Origin of the sequence: Mobilisporobacter senegalensis, from assembly GCF_003752155.1 — a bacterium.
In the GTDB taxonomy this organism is placed as follows: domain Bacteria; phylum Bacillota; class Clostridia; order Lachnospirales; family Lachnospiraceae; genus Mobilisporobacter; species Mobilisporobacter senegalensis.
In genome coordinates, this window is record NZ_RJVG01000008.1 from 45,975 (window position 1) to 62,429 (window position 16,455).

At 35.2% G+C, this 16,455-nt stretch carries 17 protein-coding genes; 16 read left to right on the forward strand and 1 reads right to left on the reverse strand.

From position 1 onward, the window contains the following. The first annotated feature begins 116 nt into the window (after window positions 1-116). The 5 genes from EDD66_RS13065 to ppdK all read left to right on the forward strand — a co-directional run bounded on the left by EDD66_RS13065 (window position 117) and on the right by ppdK (window position 6,058). Window positions 117-299 (forward strand): hypothetical protein, encoded by a 183-nt coding sequence (locus EDD66_RS13065; protein ID WP_123610038.1) that lies wholly within the window; start codon window positions 117-119, stop codon window positions 297-299. Continuing rightward, a complete protein-coding gene (gene recO, locus EDD66_RS13070; RefSeq protein WP_408632113.1) occupies window positions 280-981 on the forward strand; it encodes a DNA repair protein RecO in 702 nt (233 codons plus the stop codon). Before EDD66_RS13065 ends, recO begins: the two co-directional genes overlap by 20 nt. A gap of 63 nt (window positions 982-1,044) precedes the next feature. After that, the gene (locus EDD66_RS13075; RefSeq protein WP_123610040.1) at window positions 1,045-1,635 is read left to right on the forward strand and encodes a hypothetical protein; all 591 of its coding nucleotides are present in this window, start codon (window positions 1,045-1,047) and stop codon (window positions 1,633-1,635) included. Window positions 1,636-1,752: 117 nt separating this feature from the next. Then, window positions 1,753-3,141, forward strand: coding sequence for a glycine--tRNA ligase (locus EDD66_RS13080; RefSeq protein ID WP_123610041.1), 1,389 nt, complete (start codon window positions 1,753-1,755; stop codon window positions 3,139-3,141). 295 nt (window positions 3,142-3,436) lie between these two features. Then, complete coding sequence (ppdK, locus tag EDD66_RS13085; RefSeq protein ID WP_123610042.1) at window positions 3,437-6,058, forward strand: pyruvate, phosphate dikinase; 2,622 nt, start codon at window positions 3,437-3,439, stop codon at window positions 6,056-6,058. Between the two features lie 121 nt (window positions 6,059-6,179). On the opposite strand, the gene EDD66_RS13090 is transcribed toward ppdK, so the two are convergent. Further along, window positions 6,180-7,175, reverse strand: coding sequence for a helix-turn-helix transcriptional regulator (locus EDD66_RS13090; protein ID WP_207667790.1), 996 nt, complete (start codon window positions 7,173-7,175; stop codon window positions 6,180-6,182). A gap of 176 nt (window positions 7,176-7,351) precedes the next feature. Between EDD66_RS13090 and EDD66_RS13095 the strand changes: the two genes are divergently transcribed. The 11 genes from EDD66_RS13095 to EDD66_RS13145 all read left to right on the forward strand — a co-directional run bounded on the left by EDD66_RS13095 (window position 7,352) and on the right by EDD66_RS13145 (window position 16,454). Then, entirely contained in the window at window positions 7,352-7,816 is a 465-nt protein-coding gene (locus EDD66_RS13095) for a VOC family protein (protein ID WP_123610043.1), read from the forward strand. 170 nt (window positions 7,817-7,986) lie between these two features. Further along, window positions 7,987-8,562, forward strand: coding sequence for a YdeI/OmpD-associated family protein (locus EDD66_RS13100; RefSeq protein ID WP_243115360.1), 576 nt, complete (start codon window positions 7,987-7,989; stop codon window positions 8,560-8,562). A gap of 348 nt (window positions 8,563-8,910) precedes the next feature. Continuing rightward, window positions 8,911-9,177 carry an autorepressor SdpR family transcription factor gene (locus EDD66_RS13105; protein WP_330511201.1) on the forward strand — a complete coding sequence of 89 codons (267 nt, stop codon included), beginning with the start codon at window positions 8,911-8,913 and terminating at the stop codon, window positions 9,175-9,177. Further along, the gene (locus EDD66_RS13110) at window positions 9,177-9,773 is read left to right on the forward strand and encodes an SdpI family protein (protein WP_123610045.1); all 597 of its coding nucleotides are present in this window, start codon (window positions 9,177-9,179) and stop codon (window positions 9,771-9,773) included. The genes EDD66_RS13105 and EDD66_RS13110 overlap by 1 nt, the downstream gene beginning before the upstream one ends. 449 nt (window positions 9,774-10,222) lie before the next feature. Then, window positions 10,223-11,422, forward strand: coding sequence for an ABC transporter substrate-binding protein (locus EDD66_RS13115; protein WP_123610046.1), 1,200 nt, complete (start codon window positions 10,223-10,225; stop codon window positions 11,420-11,422). Window positions 11,423-11,518: 96 nt separating this feature from the next. Then, a complete protein-coding gene (locus EDD66_RS13120) occupies window positions 11,519-12,406 on the forward strand; it encodes a branched-chain amino acid ABC transporter permease (RefSeq protein WP_170164360.1) in 888 nt (295 codons plus the stop codon). An 8-nt stretch (window positions 12,407-12,414) separates the two neighbouring features. Further along, a complete protein-coding gene (locus EDD66_RS13125) occupies window positions 12,415-13,425 on the forward strand; it encodes a branched-chain amino acid ABC transporter permease (RefSeq protein WP_123610047.1) in 1,011 nt (336 codons plus the stop codon). Continuing rightward, window positions 13,418-14,200, forward strand: a complete 783-nt coding sequence (locus EDD66_RS13130) for an ABC transporter ATP-binding protein (RefSeq protein WP_123610048.1) — start codon at window positions 13,418-13,420, stop codon at window positions 14,198-14,200. Before EDD66_RS13125 ends, EDD66_RS13130 begins: the two co-directional genes overlap by 8 nt. Before the next feature lie 14 nt (window positions 14,201-14,214). After that, entirely contained in the window at window positions 14,215-14,922 is a 708-nt protein-coding gene (locus EDD66_RS13135) for an ABC transporter ATP-binding protein (protein WP_123610049.1), read from the forward strand. Between the two features lie 29 nt (window positions 14,923-14,951). Then, window positions 14,952-15,581: a cytidylate kinase-like family protein gene (locus EDD66_RS13140; protein WP_123610050.1), complete on the forward strand. Its 630-nt coding sequence runs from the start codon at window positions 14,952-14,954 to the stop codon at window positions 15,579-15,581. Between the two features lie 24 nt (window positions 15,582-15,605). Then, on the forward strand, window positions 15,606-16,454 hold the full coding sequence (locus EDD66_RS13145) for an aminotransferase class IV (RefSeq protein ID WP_123610051.1): 849 nt from the start codon (window positions 15,606-15,608) through the stop codon (window positions 16,452-16,454). Window position 16,455 lies beyond the last annotated feature (1 nt).

Sequence of the window (16,455 nt, forward strand, 5' to 3'; positions counted from 1 at the left end):
AAAAATTATTTTGTCAAGGATAGGATGAAAAAAATAAATAGGATATTCTTATCAGTATATGAATCTGTCATTTGGACATCCTAAAAGTACAAAATACTTTTAAGGGGGCTTATCAGATGAAACAAGAAAATATGTGGAAACAATTTGAGAAGACAGGAAGTATCAGTGATTATCTTAATTTTGTAGCATGTACTAAGGAAGAGGGTCATGCTACATATGTAGAAGAAGGCGGGCAAAGTGGTAACACAAGTGAAGGTGACTGGTTTGGTTCTAACGACTATGCCAGTTGGAGATTATGATAAAAGGCTAGTTATTTTAACAAGAGAACGGGGCAAAATTACTGCATTTGCAAAAGGCGCTAGAAAACAAAATAGCGCCTTACTTGCATGTACCCAGCCCTTTTCCTTTGGCGAATATACTTTATATGAAGGCAGGACTGCTTATAATCTTATTTCAGCAGATATTTCTAATTTCTTTATAGAGCTGCGAGAGGATCTTGAAGCTGTCAGTTTTGGATTCTATTTCCTTGAGATGGCTGAATATCTCACAACGGAAAATACCAATGAAACTGATATTTTAAAATTATTGTATCAGACACTGCGGGCGTTAGTTAAGAAATCAATTTCGTTCGAATTAATACGATACATATATGAGCTAAAAATACTTTCCTTAAGTGGAGAGACACCTCAAGTTTTTGAATGTGTTCAATGTAAAAATACAGCGAGTTATTATCATTTTAGGGCAGCGAACGGAGGTCTTTTGTGTTCTGATTGTGTGAGAAAATATAGTGATTATATTAAGGTAAGCGGTTCAACTATTTATACGATGCAATATATCATTACTTCTTCCATAGAAAAGTTATATACTTTTATGGTTACGGATGAAGTATTGAATGAATTACGTTTGTGTTTAAAACAATTTAAAAAAGTTTATGTTGACAAAGAGTTCAAATCTTTAGAGATGCTTAAATTTCGTTGTTGAAAATAATTAGGTTTATGTTACAATAATAAGAAACTGGAAACCAAGAAAACTGGAGGGCATCTTATGAAAAGATATGTCTTGTACATACTCTTAATGATATCATTGTTCATACTTACTAGTTGTAATGGGAATGAGAATTTAGCTGCAGATGATATTAAAGTGAACACCGTGCTTATAAAAGGGAATGGTGGAATTCAATCTGCCATGGTAGGAGATTTTGATAAATCTTATTATAGTGAGGAAGAATTTAAGAACTTTGTAGATGAAGAGATAAGCGAATATAATCAGACAAAGACAAAAGATGCAGTTAGTATGAAATTTTTTGAAATTAAAGATAATATAGCCAGAGTGATTTTAAACTTTTCCAATATTGAAAATTATGCTCTATTTAATAATGTAGGAGCAGAATACATAACAACCAGAGAGGCTATGGACCATGAAAATATTCCCGATGAATTTGTTAGTGCGAAAGACGGTACAAAGGTATCAAAAGAAGAAGCGTTAATAGATGAAAAGTGCAGGGTGATCATACTTAGTGAGCCTTTAGATATAAGAGTAGAAGGAAAAGTAAAATATTATGCTAATTCTGTTCTTCTGAATGATAAGGCTGTACAATCTACAGAAGGAATCTCTGTTGTAGTAATAAAACCATAGAATATAGTTAAGGCTGAAAGTACCTTTCAATCTTGATTTGAGGCTCAAATGGATATGCATGCATATCACTTTGAGTCATATTAACAAAAATATATAAGATAATGTGAGGAAAGAAACATGGAAAAATCAATGGATAAAATTGTTGCACTTGCAAAAGCAAGAGGATTTGTATACCCAGGTTCCGAAATCTATGGAGGTCTTGCAAATACCTGGGATTATGGAAATCTGGGAGTGGAATTAAAAAATAATGTTAAAAAAGCATGGTGGTCAAAATTTATACAGGAAAATCCTTACAATGTAGGTGTTGACTGTGCAATTCTTATGAATCCACAGACCTGGGTAGCTTCTGGTCATCTTGGAAGCTTTTCTGATCCTCTTATGGATTGTAAAGAATGTCATGAAAGGTTTCGTGCCGATAAGATCATAGAAGATTATATGGCTGAGAACAATATTACAGTGGAAGGTTCTGTAGATGCATGGTCACATGAAGATATGGCAAAATATATCGAAGAAAAGAATATTGAGTGCCCTACTTGTGGAAAACATAATTTTACGGATATTCGTCAATTCAATCTTATGTTTAAGACATTCCAGGGAGTTACAGAAGATGCTAAAAATACAGTTTATTTAAGACCTGAGACTGCACAAGGTATTTTTGTTAATTTTAAAAATGTTCAAAGAACATCAAGAAAGAAGATCCCATTTGGTATCGGTCAGATTGGTAAATCTTTCCGCAATGAAATCACTCCTGGTAACTTCACTTTCCGTACAAGAGAATTTGAACAAATGGAACTTGAATTTTTCTGTGAACCAGATACAGATCTTGAATGGTTTGCTTATTGGAAACAGTTCTGTATTGACTGGTTAAAGAGACTCGGTATGAAAGAAGAAGAGATGAGAGTGCGTGACCATGACGCTGCAGAATTATCGTTTTATAGTAAAGCAACTACTGATATTGAATTCTTATTCCCATTTGGTTGGGGCGAATTATGGGGAATTGCAGATAGAACAGACTATGACTTAACTCAGCATCAGAATGTATCTAAAGAAGATATGAGTTATTTTGATGATGAAAAGAAAGAAAGATATATACCATATGTTATTGAGCCATCTCTTGGAGCAGATCGTGTTACATTAGCATTCCTTTGTGGAGCATATGATGAAGAAGAAATTGGTGAAGGAGATATTCGTACTGTACTTCGTTTCCATCCAGCATTAGCGCCAGTTAAGATTGGAGTACTTCCTTTATCTAAAAAATTAGCAGAAGGTGCTGAAAAAATCTTTACTGATTTAAGTAAATTATATAACTGTGAATATGATGACAGAGGTAACATTGGAAAACGTTACAGAAGACAGGATGAAATTGGTACACCTTTCTGTATCACATATGATTTTGAATCTGAAACAGATGGTGCTGTAACTGTCCGTGACAGAGATACAATGGAACAGGAGCGTATTAAAATCACTGATTTAAAAGGATATTTTGAGAAAAAATTTGAATTTTAATTAAAGTTCAGCCATGTAGCAAAGGGAAATCGAGCTTATGGCTGAACTGCCATAAATAGTTTACACAAAATGTAAATAGAGTTAATGTATATGAAAAAAACCAACAAATATTAAAAAAATGTTTCCTTAATTGGAAAGGTTATGCTATAATGTTTATTGGTGACTATTCATGCGGACAAGTAGTAATATCAATTAATTGTGGGCATGATAGCATTATTATATCAATTATATAGAATTATTAGGAAGTTCTATAATAATGAAATAAATTCAAATTCTTAGGAGGTAATGATTCAAAATGGCAAAATGGGTATATTTGTTTAAAGAAGGAAAAGCTGATATGAAAAACCTTCTTGGCGGAAAAGGTGCTAACTTAGCAGAAATGACTAACTTAGGACTTCCAATCCCTCAAGGTTTTACTGTTACAACTGAGGCTTGTACAGACTATTATAATAGTGGAAAAAAAATCACGGATGAAATTCAAGGTCAAATCTTTGATGCAATTGCAGAATTAGAAAAAATCCAAGGTAAGAAATTCGGTGACACAGAAGATCCATTATTAGTATCAGTTCGTTCAGGAGCTAGAGCTTCCATGCCTGGTATGATGGACACAATCCTTAACTTAGGTCTTAATGATATCGCGGTTGAAGGATTTGCTAAGAAAACTGGTAATCCAAGATTTGCATATGACTCATATAGAAGATTTATCCAAATGTTCTCTGATGTTGTTATGGAAATGAGCAAAACTTTCTTCGAAGGTATCTTAGATGAAATCAAAGAAGAAAAAGGCGCTAAATTTGATACAGACTTAACAGCAGATGATTTAAAAGAAGTAATTGCTAGATATAAAGCAATATATAAAGAAAAAATGGGAGATGAATTCCCACAAGATCCAAAAGTTCAATTAATTGAAGCAGTTACAGCAGTATTCCGTTCATGGGACAACCCTCGTGCCATCTACTACAGAAGAATGAACGATATCCCTGGAGACTGGGGAACAGCTGTTAACGTTCAGGCAATGGTATTTGGTAACATGGGTGAAACATCAGGTACTGGTGTTGCATTTACTCGTAACCCATCTACAGGTGAAGCTAAAATCTATGGTGAATATTTAATCAATGCTCAAGGTGAAGATGTTGTTGCTGGTATCAGAACTCCACTTCCTATCACCAGACTTGAACAAGATATGCCAGAATGCTATAAAGAATTCATGGAAATCGCAACTAAGCTTGAAAATCACTACGCTGATATGCAAGATATGGAATTCACTATTCAAGAAGGAAAACTTTACTTCTTACAAACTCGTAATGGTAAGAGAACAGGCCCAGCGGCTCTTCAAATCGCTTGTGATTTAGTAGATGAAGGAAAGATTTCAAAAGAAACAGCAGTTTCCAGAATTGATGCAAAATCATTAGATCAATTATTACACCCAGCATTTGATCAGGCAGCTCTTAAAGCAGCAACACCAATTGGTAGTGCGCTTCCAGCTTCTCCAGGAGCGGCAGCTGGTAAAGTATACTTTACAGCTAATGATGCTAAAAATAATCATGAAAAAGGCGAAAGAGTCATCCTTGTTCGTCTTGAAACCTCACCAGAAGATATCGAAGGTATGCATGCAGCTGAAGGTATCTTAACAGTACGTGGTGGTATGACTTCTCACGCTGCCGTAGTTGCTCGTGGTATGGGTACTGCTTGTGTATCTGGATGCGGTGAAATCAATATTAACGAAGAAGCTAAAGTGTTTACACTTGGTGGTGAAACTATCAAAGAAGGAGATTATATCTCACTTGATGGTTCAACAGGTAAAATCTATCTTGGAGATATGCCAACAGTAGAGGCATCTATTAGCGGTAACTTTGATAGAATTATGACTTGGGCTGATGAAATCAGAACATTAAAAGTAAGAACAAATGCAGATACTCCAGAAGATGCTGCGAATGCAGTAAAATTTGGTGCGGAAGGTATTGGTCTTTGCCGTACAGAGCATATGTTCTTTAACGAAGATAGAATTCCAAAGATTAGAAAGATGATCCTTTCAAAGACAGTTGAAGCAAGAGAGGCAGCTCTTGAAGAATTAATTCCTTTCCAAAAGGCTGACTTTAAAGGTATCTACGAAGTTATGGAAGGAAGACCAGTTACAATCCGTTTCTTAGATCCACCTCTACATGAATTCGTTCCAACAGAAGAAGCTGATATCGTTGCACTTGCAAAAGATATGGGTCTTACTGTAGAAGAAGTAAAAGCTACTTGTGATTCATTACATGAATTCAACCCTATGATGGGACACAGAGGTTGCCGTCTTGCCGTAACTTATCCTGAAATTGCAGCAATGCAGACAAGAGCCGTTATGGAAGCAGCAATTGAAGTAAAGAATGAAAAAGGATTTGATATCGTTCCTGAAATCATGATCCCACTTGTTGGAGAAAAACGTGAATTACAATTTGTAAAGGATGTTGTTGTTGAAACAGCAGAGAAAGTAAAAGCAGAAAAAGGATCTGACATTTCATACCATATTGGTACAATGATCGAAATCCCACGTGCTGCAATCCTTGCTGACGAAATTGCAGAAGAAGCTGAATTCTTCTCATTTGGTACAAACGATTTAACTCAGATGACATTTGGATTCTCTCGTGATGATGCTGGTAAATTCTTAGATGCATATTATACCAATAAGATTTATGAATCAGATCCATTTGCAAGACTTGATCAAGAAGGTGTTGGTCAACTTGTTAAGATGGCAGCTGAAAAAGGACGTAAGACAAGACCAGAAATTAAGCTTGGTATCTGTGGAGAGCACGGTGGAGATCCATCAACTGTTGAATTCTGCCACAATATTGGCCTTAACTATGTATCTTGCTCACCATTCCGTGTGCCAATCGCTAGATTAGCAGCAGCACAGGCAGTTCTTAATAATAAATAATAATATAACCTAATAAATGAAAAAGAGGACGAAAGTCCTCTTTTTCATTATTCCTGCAGCCTGAGTTGCTTGAAGGTTGAACTACTTCTGCATATTAAGAAACGGGTGTATAAAAAATAGTTTATTTTTTATATTGCAGATCGTACTTTTCAACTATTTTAGATAAAAAGTGCAGAAAATTCTCAGCATATGACTTGGGCTCTATAATTTCTAGATTTGTACCAAATCCAGCTATAAATTGGTAGCCAATATCGTCTTCAGGAACACATATTGTTGCTAAGTAAGATTCAGGGCTATAGTACTCAACACTCATTCGTCCATATCTCTCGATAAAGTGATCCTTTATACTTGGAGAAATCAATGCCTTAACTGTTACATTTTGTACACTATGCCTTTTTTCTGATTCTTGGTATGCTAAATAATCTCTAGGTATAAATGATTTTTTATCAATACTAAGTTTATCGGTTCTGGATAATTTAAATGTTCGATAGCTCATTCGATCTAAGCAATAACCTTTCAAATACCAACTCATTTCGCTAAAATGAAGTTGATATGGCTCTACGATTCTGTTTGTTTCACTACCGTTTTTATCTATATAAGAAAATGATACCAACTTGTTATTCATTATTGCTTCTTGGCACTTATAACAAATTTGGAGTATCTCTGCTCGACCGCTCCAATCATAGAATGACAATTGAATGGTATTCTCTATAGAATTTGAATTGACCATTGATTGAATTTTATTAATAGTTGTCTCTACTTCGTTGCTAACCAATATTTGTTCTAAGCCACTTAAGGCAGTTAATATATTCTGTAAGTCATTGCTACTTAAAAGACGTTTATCTAGTTTATATTCGTCCATAATACCGTAACCCCCATTAACTCCATTAATTGAATATATCGGAATATTAGTATAGCTTAGAGTTTCCATATCACGAAGTATCGTTCTCTTGGATACGCTAAATAAATTTGAAAGTACCTTGGCCGAGACAATATCTTTTTGAAGTAATATCATAACTATAGAAATCAATCTCTCAATTTTATCCATATTTACACCCACTGCATACCGCAAGCGGTCTTGCGGTACTGCCACAAATAAATAGGTTGAAAGAATCACGCGTGGCATCCTCCCTATAATTAATATTTTCTTCCAACCTTATTCTCCTAAATGTTTATAAAAAGAGTTATTATATTCAGAATATATAAAAAATATTATAAGATATAATAGGTGACATATATAGTGTCACCTATTATATCTTATAATTGTGTATATAACAAGAAGGAGGTTTTAACATGTCAGTTATAGCATATTTAAATTTTGATGGAAATGCTACACAAGCAATTGATTTTTATTCGAGGGCATTTGAATCAAATAATGTTAAAAAAGTAATGTTTAAGGATTTTCCACAAGACCCAAACTACCCATTACCAGAAGATGAATTGAATATGATTATGGAGTCTTCGCTAGAATTCGCTAGTGGAAAAATTATGATGTCAGATACCTTACCGTCTATGAAACAGATGACAGGCGAGGTGATTAAAGGTAATAATATGCTTATTAGTATCATTATTGATGACAAGCAACTACTGGAAAAGTATTTTACTAATTTATCAGTGGAAGGTTATGTCATTATGCCTTTATCTAATATGCCATGGTCTTCTTGCTTTGGGATGCTAGTTGATAAGTTTGGGATTACATGGAAGTTTAATAGTGATGCAGACAAGTTTCTTGACAGTGTAATTATGAGTAAATCATAGCTATTTGTTCTAAGAGGTAGATTAGGTGATTGACAAACTTCTATAATAAAAGAGTGGTAACATGGACATGGATTATTACCACTTTTTTATTGTAGATAACGAAGAATATTACTTCAAATTCAATGTATATATTTTTACAGATGCAAAGAATCCTATAAGGAGAACAAAACTTGGTTTATGAAAATGAGAAATTACTTATAATTTGCACAAGAGGAGACTTAAGAAACTGGTTACAAGAAAATTGTAATATTGAAAAATCTTGTTGGATTATGGTTAGTATAAAACCTACCACTGGTACATTGTTATATTTGGATGCAGTAGAGGAAGCCTTGTGTTATGGATGGATTGACGGAATCAAAAAGAAAATATCAGATAAAATATTAGCCCAGCGACTATCCCCAAGAAGTAAAAATAGTTCATGGACGGAATTAAACAAAGAACGTGTCCGTCGTCTTGAAAAATTAGGACTAATGACAGATGAAGGTAGAAAAGTACTTCCTGAGATGAACTATGATTCATTTCAAATAGATAAATCCATTGAGCAAAGGCTGAAAGAGGAGGAGATTGTTTATGAAAAATTCTGTAGTTTCCCAGAACTTTACAAAAGGATCCGAATTGATTCAATACAAAGTTATAAGAATAATCAAGAGTTGTTTGATAATAAATTAGATAAATTTATTAAAAATACAAAATATAATAAAATGTATGGGCAATGGAATGATAACGGTCGGCTTATTGACTACTAAAAAAGTCATACTTAAAATGTTAATTTTAATGTACTTCCAAATTCATTGCTCACCACTGAACTGCAGCAGCACAGGCAGTGTTGAATAAGTAAGAAATAGTTGAAATTTCAACGCTTTTCAATGGTTTGACTTGACTCAGACTGTATAAAGAATAACAAAAATATAAAGTACAGCACCCTATCATATGAAATGGTAGGGTGTTTTTATTATGCTTATAAATTAATTTTGTACTTAGCCAAAATGAATTGAGTACATTTAGAAAGTGATAATATTAACATTTTATGGTTGACAAGATATTAATGCAATGATACTATTTAACTAAATAGTTAAATAAGGAGGGCTGGTGTGGTGAACGTATTTAAAGCCTTAGGAGACTCGACAAGAAGAGAAATTCTTAAACTACTTAGTGAAAAAGATATGACAGCAGGCGAAATTTCAGAAAATTTTAATATGTCGAAACCAGCAATAACAAAGCATTTAGATATTCTGAGAGAAGCAGAGCTGGTATCTTCTGAAAAGGTAGGTTTGTATGTAATATATTCAATAAATTTATCCGTACTGCAAGAGTCCATCAGTAATTTTATGACATTTTTTAAAAAGGAGCAAGATAGATAATGAATAAAAATTATAGTGTATATGAATTAGTAATTTGCATTTTGTCATTAATTATCGTGATAGGTGGATTCATGGCACCTAATACCAACATAATACTTTATATGATAGGAATCTTCATATTTGTTCTTTTGATTATATTCCATGTTTATACACCTAAAATTGCAAATTTATCTATAGATAATCCTAAAGTTAAGACTATGAGAAGAATGAATGTGTTCTCAATGGTATTAGTAGCATTCTGTTTTGGAATCATAAATTGGTCATCGGAGTTACCGCTTATTAAAGAGAATCAAAGTATTATGAAATTTACAATTATTATTGTTGTTATGATTGGTATAGGAAACATTGCTCCCAAACTTCCGTACAACAGGTATATGGGATTGAGGTTGCCGTGGACAATTCGGGATGAAAAAACATGGAAAATAGCTCATCGGATAGTAGGGTACTTAACTTTTCCAATAGTGATAATTATCCTGATTGGTGGATTGTTGGTTGATACTGAAGAATTTGCAAAATGGGGAATTATTGCATGGGTTGCCATTCCAAGCCTGTATTCTTGTTATTACTATTATATGAGGATATTGGGGAAGAATTAATATAGCCAGACTTCGGGCTTTTACAAAGAATAAGAGTAGAAATAAGGATATTTCCATAGGATTCAGACGTCGTAACCTTTATTGAGATGATAAAATCTTAGCCCTAAGGTCAGCAATATTACCAGGACATAAATTAAATAATTTTAAAATAAAAGAGAAATTCCATCATTTTTTAAAGTTTAAAATTTATATTTCTTTCAAATGTATATTTTATATTTTTTACTTGCATTCTTTAAATGGGGGTGCTATAGTATCAACCATAATTGATATTCAAATCTGACTTTCAAATGATTGAATGTTTAACATCCAGGTTCAGCATATCTTATTTTAAGATAGTTGAAGACGAGATGGAAACGAAGAGGTTTCAACCCATATTAATGATTTATTGAACGATAATCGTTAATAAGGGCTGAAGCCTTTTTATATTAAAATTTAAAGGAGGAGAATTTATGAGAAAAAAGTTATTATCTTTAATACTTGTAAGTGTAATGGTTGGAACTTTATTAGGAGGATGCGGTAGTACAAACGACTCGGAGAGTTCATCGAATACAGCCGGTACTGAAACTACTTCTCAGACAGGGACAGGTGAAGAAGACAACATTGTACGTATCGGTGTTATTTCCACACTCACAGGCGGCAGCGCTGTTTATGGTCAAGGTGCACAGAATGCCATTGCCATGGCAGCAGAAGAAATCAATTCCAGCGACAGCGAGATTAAAATTGAGATTGTAAATGGCGGTAAGGTAGTAGATGATGCGGGGGATTCCAAACAAGCTGTGAATGCTTATAATAGTTTGGAGCCTGAAAAGCCGGAAGCAATTGTCGGGGCATTCTTCTCATCAGTAACATTGCCTATGGCTGAACTTGCTACAGAGCAGGAAATGCTATTACTTGCTGCAGGGGCAACAAACAAAAAAGTAACGGAAGTTGGACCTACCATATTTAGAGATTGTTTCATAGATCCATATCAAGGTAAGATGGCGGCACAATTTGCAAAGGAGCAGGGAGTTAAAAAAGCAGCAATTATTTATGCAAAAGATGATGATTACTCTAATGGACTTAAGGATGCATTTGTTGAGAATGCTACGGCAAATGGCATTGAGATCGTATATACCGGTGAATGTACAACAAAGGATACAGACTTTACAGCTCAGGCTTCACAGGCAGTTGCCTCAGGTGCAGATTTTGTATTTTATCCTGCTTTTCTTGATACAGTTCCATTGATTATACAGCAGATAAGAGATGCCGGGTATGAAGGTGTCATCATGGGTGGTGACGGCTGGGATGGTACAGATACAACCGGCCTTGAAACATATTTTGAAAATTGTTATTTTACAAATCATTATTCATCAGAAGATACTGCACCAGCTGTCCAGGCGTTTGTTTCAAAATATACTGAAAATTACGGTACAGATACATTAAATGCCTGTGCGGCACTTTATTACGATGCAATGTATATGTTAGTAGAAGCAGCTAAAAATGGTGGCGGAACGGATACAGCTTCTCTGGTAAAAGGTATGACCGGCATGACATTTACCGGAGTTGGTGGTACTTTTACAATGGATGAGAATCGTAACGCAGTGAAGAATGTGGTAATTAATACATATGAAAATGGTAAGGTTAAGTGGTTACAGACTTTAGAACCATGAACTTTTGTTGATTGAATAGTGTATATAAAATACTACGGCACAGGAGGAATTTCTGTGTCGTATGTTATAAATATATTCAGAAAGATAGGTGTTGGCATGGCATTATTTATTCAAAGTTTAGTTAATGGTTTGAATCAGGGAGCAATCTATGCATTAATTGCTCTTGGTTATACTATGGTCTATGGGATAATCCGTATGATTAACTTTGCACATGGTGATTTTATCATGGTTGGGAGTTATACCTTGTTCTATACGATACCATTGATGATCAGAACGGGTATGCCGCCGTGGATGGCAGTGTTCATTGCAATTGGAGTTTGTATTATTGTTGGAGTCTCAGTTGAAGTTATTGCTTATAGACCAGTACGAAAAGCCGGTTCCATGACAGCATTGATCACTGCGCTTGCAATGAGTCTTTTCCTGGAGAATTTAGCAATGGTAGTATTTGGGGCAAATCCTAAATCAGTAACTGCTATTTTTAATCTCCCGGCTCTTAATTTTCTTGGAGCAAAATTGCAGGTAAAGTATTTAATTACCCTCGGAATCGGTCTTGTTATCATGATTGCCCTTCAATTATTTGTTAAGTATACAAAACTGGGAAAAGGAATGAGAGCTGTTCCCCAAGATAAACAGGCGGCTACATTAATGGGGATTAAAGTAAATAATATTATTACGATTACGTTTGCAATTGGTTCCGCACTGGCAGCTGTAGCAGCACTTATGTATTGCAGTACCTATCCAAGAGCCACTACGGACATGGGGAGCATGATGGGACTAAAAGCCTTTATTGCAGCTGTTCTTGGCGGTATCGGCAGTATTCCGGGAGCTATGATCGGTGGGTTGATCGTTGGTTTAGTTGAGATATTGGTTAAAGTATATGTGGCACCAAGTTGGTATGAAGCCATTACATATAGCCTCTTGATCATCGTTTTAATTGTAAAACCAACTGGTATTCTTGGTAAAAATATTGGCGAGAAGGTGTAGGTGGTAAAATGAATAAAATACAAAATAAAAAATGGGCCTACATAATTAATTTTATAGGAATCTGCATACTATTCTCCTTATTAATGATACTTTTTAATTCTGGGATATTAGGAACCAGTACCAACTATGTCAAGGGGATTCTCACAACGGCATGTTATACGATTATTATGGTAGCATCCCTTAACTTATTAACAGGATTCATGGGAGAATTTTCTCTTGGCCATGCAGGTTTTATGTCCGTGGGGGCTTATAGTTCGGCAATCATAACAAATATGCTCGTGGATAAGGGAATCCCAGATATTATACTTTTTGTAATCGCTTTAATCGTAGGTGGTTTTGCAGCGGCAATTACAGGAACTTTAGTAGGGATACCGGCACTAAGACTTCGGGGGGATTATCTTGCAATTGTTACTATTGCATTTGCAGAAATCATTAGAGTTGCATTTACTAACTTTGCCATTACCGGCGGGGGAAGGACAATGAGCGGTATCACAAAACTTTCTAAATTTTCATGGTGTTTCTGGGTCATGGTAATTTGTGTAACATTTATGTATATGTATGTCCGCTCGAGATTTGGACGAACGGTGATTGCTATCCGTGAAGATTACATAGCTTCTGCTGCAAGCGGAATCAATGTTACTTTTTATAAAGTATTGACATTTACGATTTCTGCTTTTTTTGCGGGAGTAGCCGGGGCAATGTATGCTCATTATATGACAGCTATGATACCTACGAACTTTAGCTTTATGTATTCTGCAGAATTCTTAACAGAGGTTATTATCGGTGGTACAGGGTCATTAACTGGTTCAATTATGGGAGCTATCTTCTTATCAGCATTACCTGAGCTAATGAGAGATTTTTCTAATTACCGTATGCTTGCATATTCTGTTGTATTACTATTGGTTATGATATTCAAGCCAAGCGGGATTTTTGGAACTTATGAATTCTCATTAACAGGTGCACTTTCCAGATTATTTCATAAGAAAGAAAAAGGGAAAGGAGGAGCAGCAGATGAATAAGGCAGAGCAATCAGTATTAAAAGTAGCCCATTTAGGAATTGCTTTTGGAGGACTTAAGGCAGTAAATGATTTCAATATTGAAATAGGGAAAAGTGAACTGTATGGTTTGATTGGTCCCAATGGTGCAGGAAAAACCACAGTATTCAATTTGCTGACCGGGGTATATGAGCCTACAGAAGGTGCAATTTTTCTAAATGGTGAGAAAATGAATGGGAAAAAGACACATCAGATGGTACAGGCAGGTATTGCAAGAACTTTTCAAAATATACGTCTCTTCAAAAAGATGACAGCCCTGGAAAATGTAAAGGTTGCCATGAATATGAGCATGAAATATTCTCTTGGTTCTGCAATTTTCCGCCTGCCAAGTTATTGGAAGGAAGAATCAGAGGTAAACATAAAAGCAAAAGAACTTCTTGAAGTAGTAAATCTTGGAGATAAAGCTGATTTTATAGCAGAGAACCTGCCCTATGGACAACAAAGAAGACTGGAGATTGCAAGGGCTCTTGCAACCGGCATGAAATTATTATTATTAGATGAACCCGCCGCAGGTATGAATCCTACTGAAACAGCAGAACTACTGGATATCATTAATGTGATACGCACCAAATTCAATATCTCTGTACTGCTTATTGAACATGACATGAGCCTGGTCATGAAAATATGTGAGAAGATCCAGGTCATAGATTATGGGGTAACGATTGCATTTGGTACACCGGCAGAGATTGCAAATAACCCGAAGGTGATTGAGGCGTATCTTGGAAAAGAGGATGAATAGGAGGAAGAGTACGTATGTTATCAATTAAAGATTTGAATGTTTCATATGGTGCTGTACATGCCATTCACAATGCAAGCTTAGAGGTCAAAGATGGTGAGATTGTCTCGCTGATTGGTGCAAATGGTGCAGGAAAAACCACAATTTTACATACAGTCACCGGACTGAAAGATGCAAAAAGCGGAACAATGACCTATGATGACCTGGATTTGTGTACAACAGATGCCAGTAAATTAATCAAATATGGAATCTGCCATGTTCCGGAAGGAAGGCATATTTTCAGAGATATGACAGTTATGGAAAATCTGGAGATGGGTGCATATTCCAAGAAAAAAGATAAATATGATATGGGGAAAAATATAGAAAAAGTTTTCGAACGTTTTCCAAGATTAAAGGAAAGATATAAGCAATTAGCTGGAACCTTATCAGGAGGTGAACAGCAAATGCTTGCCATGGGCAGGGCTTTAATGGGAGAACCTAAAATACTGTTGCTTGATGAACCTTCTATGGGACTCTCTCCCATACTAGTAAAAGAGATTTTTAGTATTATTAAATATTGCCATGAAATAGGAATCACAATATTACTGGTGGAGCAGAATGCAAAAATGGCTCTTAGTATAGCAGACAGAGCTTATGTATTGGAAACAGGTAATATTACCATTAGTGGGAAAGCCAGTGACTTATTTGAAGATGACAGAATCCGTAAGGCTTATCTGGGACAATAGTCAAGAAAAATAATATGGAGGGAAATAGTATGGAACATTTTGTAATTGCTATCACGAGAACCTGTGGCAGTGGTGCAACAACCATTAGCAACATGTTGGCAGATGAATATCAGATTGCTTTATATGATAGAAAACTTTTGCAGATGGCTTCGGAAGACAGTGGAATTGATGAAGCTTTGTTTTATAATGCAGATGAAGCAGTAAAAAATACAATTTTATATCGTGTTTCAAAAAAAATTTACAATGGAGAGCTAATTCCTCCGGAAAGTGATAATTTCACCTCAGATATTAATCTTTTCAATTATCAGGCAAAAGTCCTTAAGGAGCTTGCCCAGATACAGTCTTATATTGTAATTGGCAGATGTGGTGACCATATTCTAAAAGACACAAAAAATATGATTTCTATCTTTCTTACAGCGGATGAAGAAGTTTGTATACAGCATGAGATGGAGAGACTTGTCTGCGGCAGGAAAGAAGCAAAAAGACGTATTGCAAAAACCAATAAATTCAGGAGCGAGTACTATAGTTATCATACAGGTAAAAAATGGAGGGAACCTGAAAATTATGATTTATGTATTAATACAGGCAGACTTGGATATAAGAAGACAGTTGAGTTGATTAAAAATTACGTTTCGTTTAGAATGGAGAATAGTAAATAAAATACAAAAATCAGGAGTAGAAAAATGAAAAATTTAGGTTACTATGATGGTAAATATGATTTAATCGAAAATATGATGGTACCATTCGATGACAGAGTCCATTATTACGGCGATGGAGTGTATGATGCTACTTGCGCAGGCAATCATATTATATTTAATTTGGAGGAACATATTGAACGATTTTATAACAGTGCAGGATTACTGGAAATAAAAATTCCTCACACAAAGGATGAACTGAAAGAAATTTTAAAAGAAATGGTTCGCAATGTAGATGGTGATCAGCTTTTTGTCTACTGGCAGGTGACCAGGGCGGTGGCACCCAGAAGTCATGCATTTCCTGATGAGAAGGCAAAATTATGGATCATGATAAGACCGACGCAAATTGGTGATCCTAAAAAGCTGTTAAAACTTATTACGGTAGAGGACACAAGATTTTTGCATTGCAATATAAAGACACTTAATTTAATACCTAATGTTATGGCTGCACAAAAAGCTGCATTTGCTGGTTGTGATGAGGTTGTTTTCCATCGTGGGGACAGAGTAACAGAGTGTGCCCATAGTAATGTACATATCATTAAAGATGGTAAATTTATAACACCTCCGGCAGATCATTATATTCTGCCGGGTATTGGAAGAGCTCATTTGATCAGAATGAGTAAAAAACTAGGGATTCCGGTAGATGAAACAATTTTTACTGTAAATGACATGATGGAGGCGGACGAGGTGATTGTAAGTTCTTCAAGTAATTTCTGTCTGTCAGCTTGTAAAATAGATGGACAGACGGTGGGAGGAAAAGCACCGGAACTTCTTCATAAATTGCAAGAGGCACTTATGGATGAATATTTGATTGCCACTAAGCAAAAGGAGGAATAAC

Excerpts from the sequence above, each read along its gene's own strand:
- EDD66_RS13120 (WP_170164360.1), top strand. The coding sequence starts at position 11,519 with ATGGCATTATTTATTCAAAGTTTAGTTAATGGTTTGAATCAGGGAGCA.
- EDD66_RS13080 (WP_123610041.1), top strand. The coding sequence starts at position 1,753 with ATGGAAAAATCAATGGATAAAATTGTTGCACTTGCAAAAGCAAGAGGA.
- EDD66_RS13065 (WP_123610038.1), top strand. The coding sequence starts at position 117 with ATGAAACAAGAAAATATGTGGAAACAATTTGAGAAGACAGGAAGTATC.
- EDD66_RS13130 (WP_123610048.1), top strand. The coding sequence starts at position 13,418 with ATGAATAAGGCAGAGCAATCAGTATTAAAAGTAGCCCATTTAGGAATT.
- EDD66_RS13095 (WP_123610043.1), top strand. The coding sequence starts at position 7,352 with ATGTCAGTTATAGCATATTTAAATTTTGATGGAAATGCTACACAAGCA.
- EDD66_RS13115 (WP_123610046.1), top strand. The coding sequence starts at position 10,223 with ATGAGAAAAAAGTTATTATCTTTAATACTTGTAAGTGTAATGGTTGGA.
- recO (WP_408632113.1), top strand. The coding sequence starts at position 280 with ATGCCAGTTGGAGATTATGATAAAAGGCTAGTTATTTTAACAAGAGAA.
- EDD66_RS13125 (WP_123610047.1), top strand. The coding sequence starts at position 12,415 with ATGAATAAAATACAAAATAAAAAATGGGCCTACATAATTAATTTTATA.
- ppdK (WP_123610042.1), top strand. The coding sequence starts at position 3,437 with ATGGCAAAATGGGTATATTTGTTTAAAGAAGGAAAAGCTGATATGAAA.
- EDD66_RS13145 (WP_123610051.1), top strand. The coding sequence starts at position 15,606 with ATGAAAAATTTAGGTTACTATGATGGTAAATATGATTTAATCGAAAAT.
- EDD66_RS13110 (WP_123610045.1), top strand. The coding sequence starts at position 9,177 with ATGAATAAAAATTATAGTGTATATGAATTAGTAATTTGCATTTTGTCA.
- EDD66_RS13140 (WP_123610050.1), top strand. The coding sequence starts at position 14,952 with ATGGAACATTTTGTAATTGCTATCACGAGAACCTGTGGCAGTGGTGCA.
- EDD66_RS13075 (WP_123610040.1), top strand. The coding sequence starts at position 1,045 with ATGAAAAGATATGTCTTGTACATACTCTTAATGATATCATTGTTCATA.
- EDD66_RS13135 (WP_123610049.1), top strand. The coding sequence starts at position 14,215 with ATGTTATCAATTAAAGATTTGAATGTTTCATATGGTGCTGTACATGCC.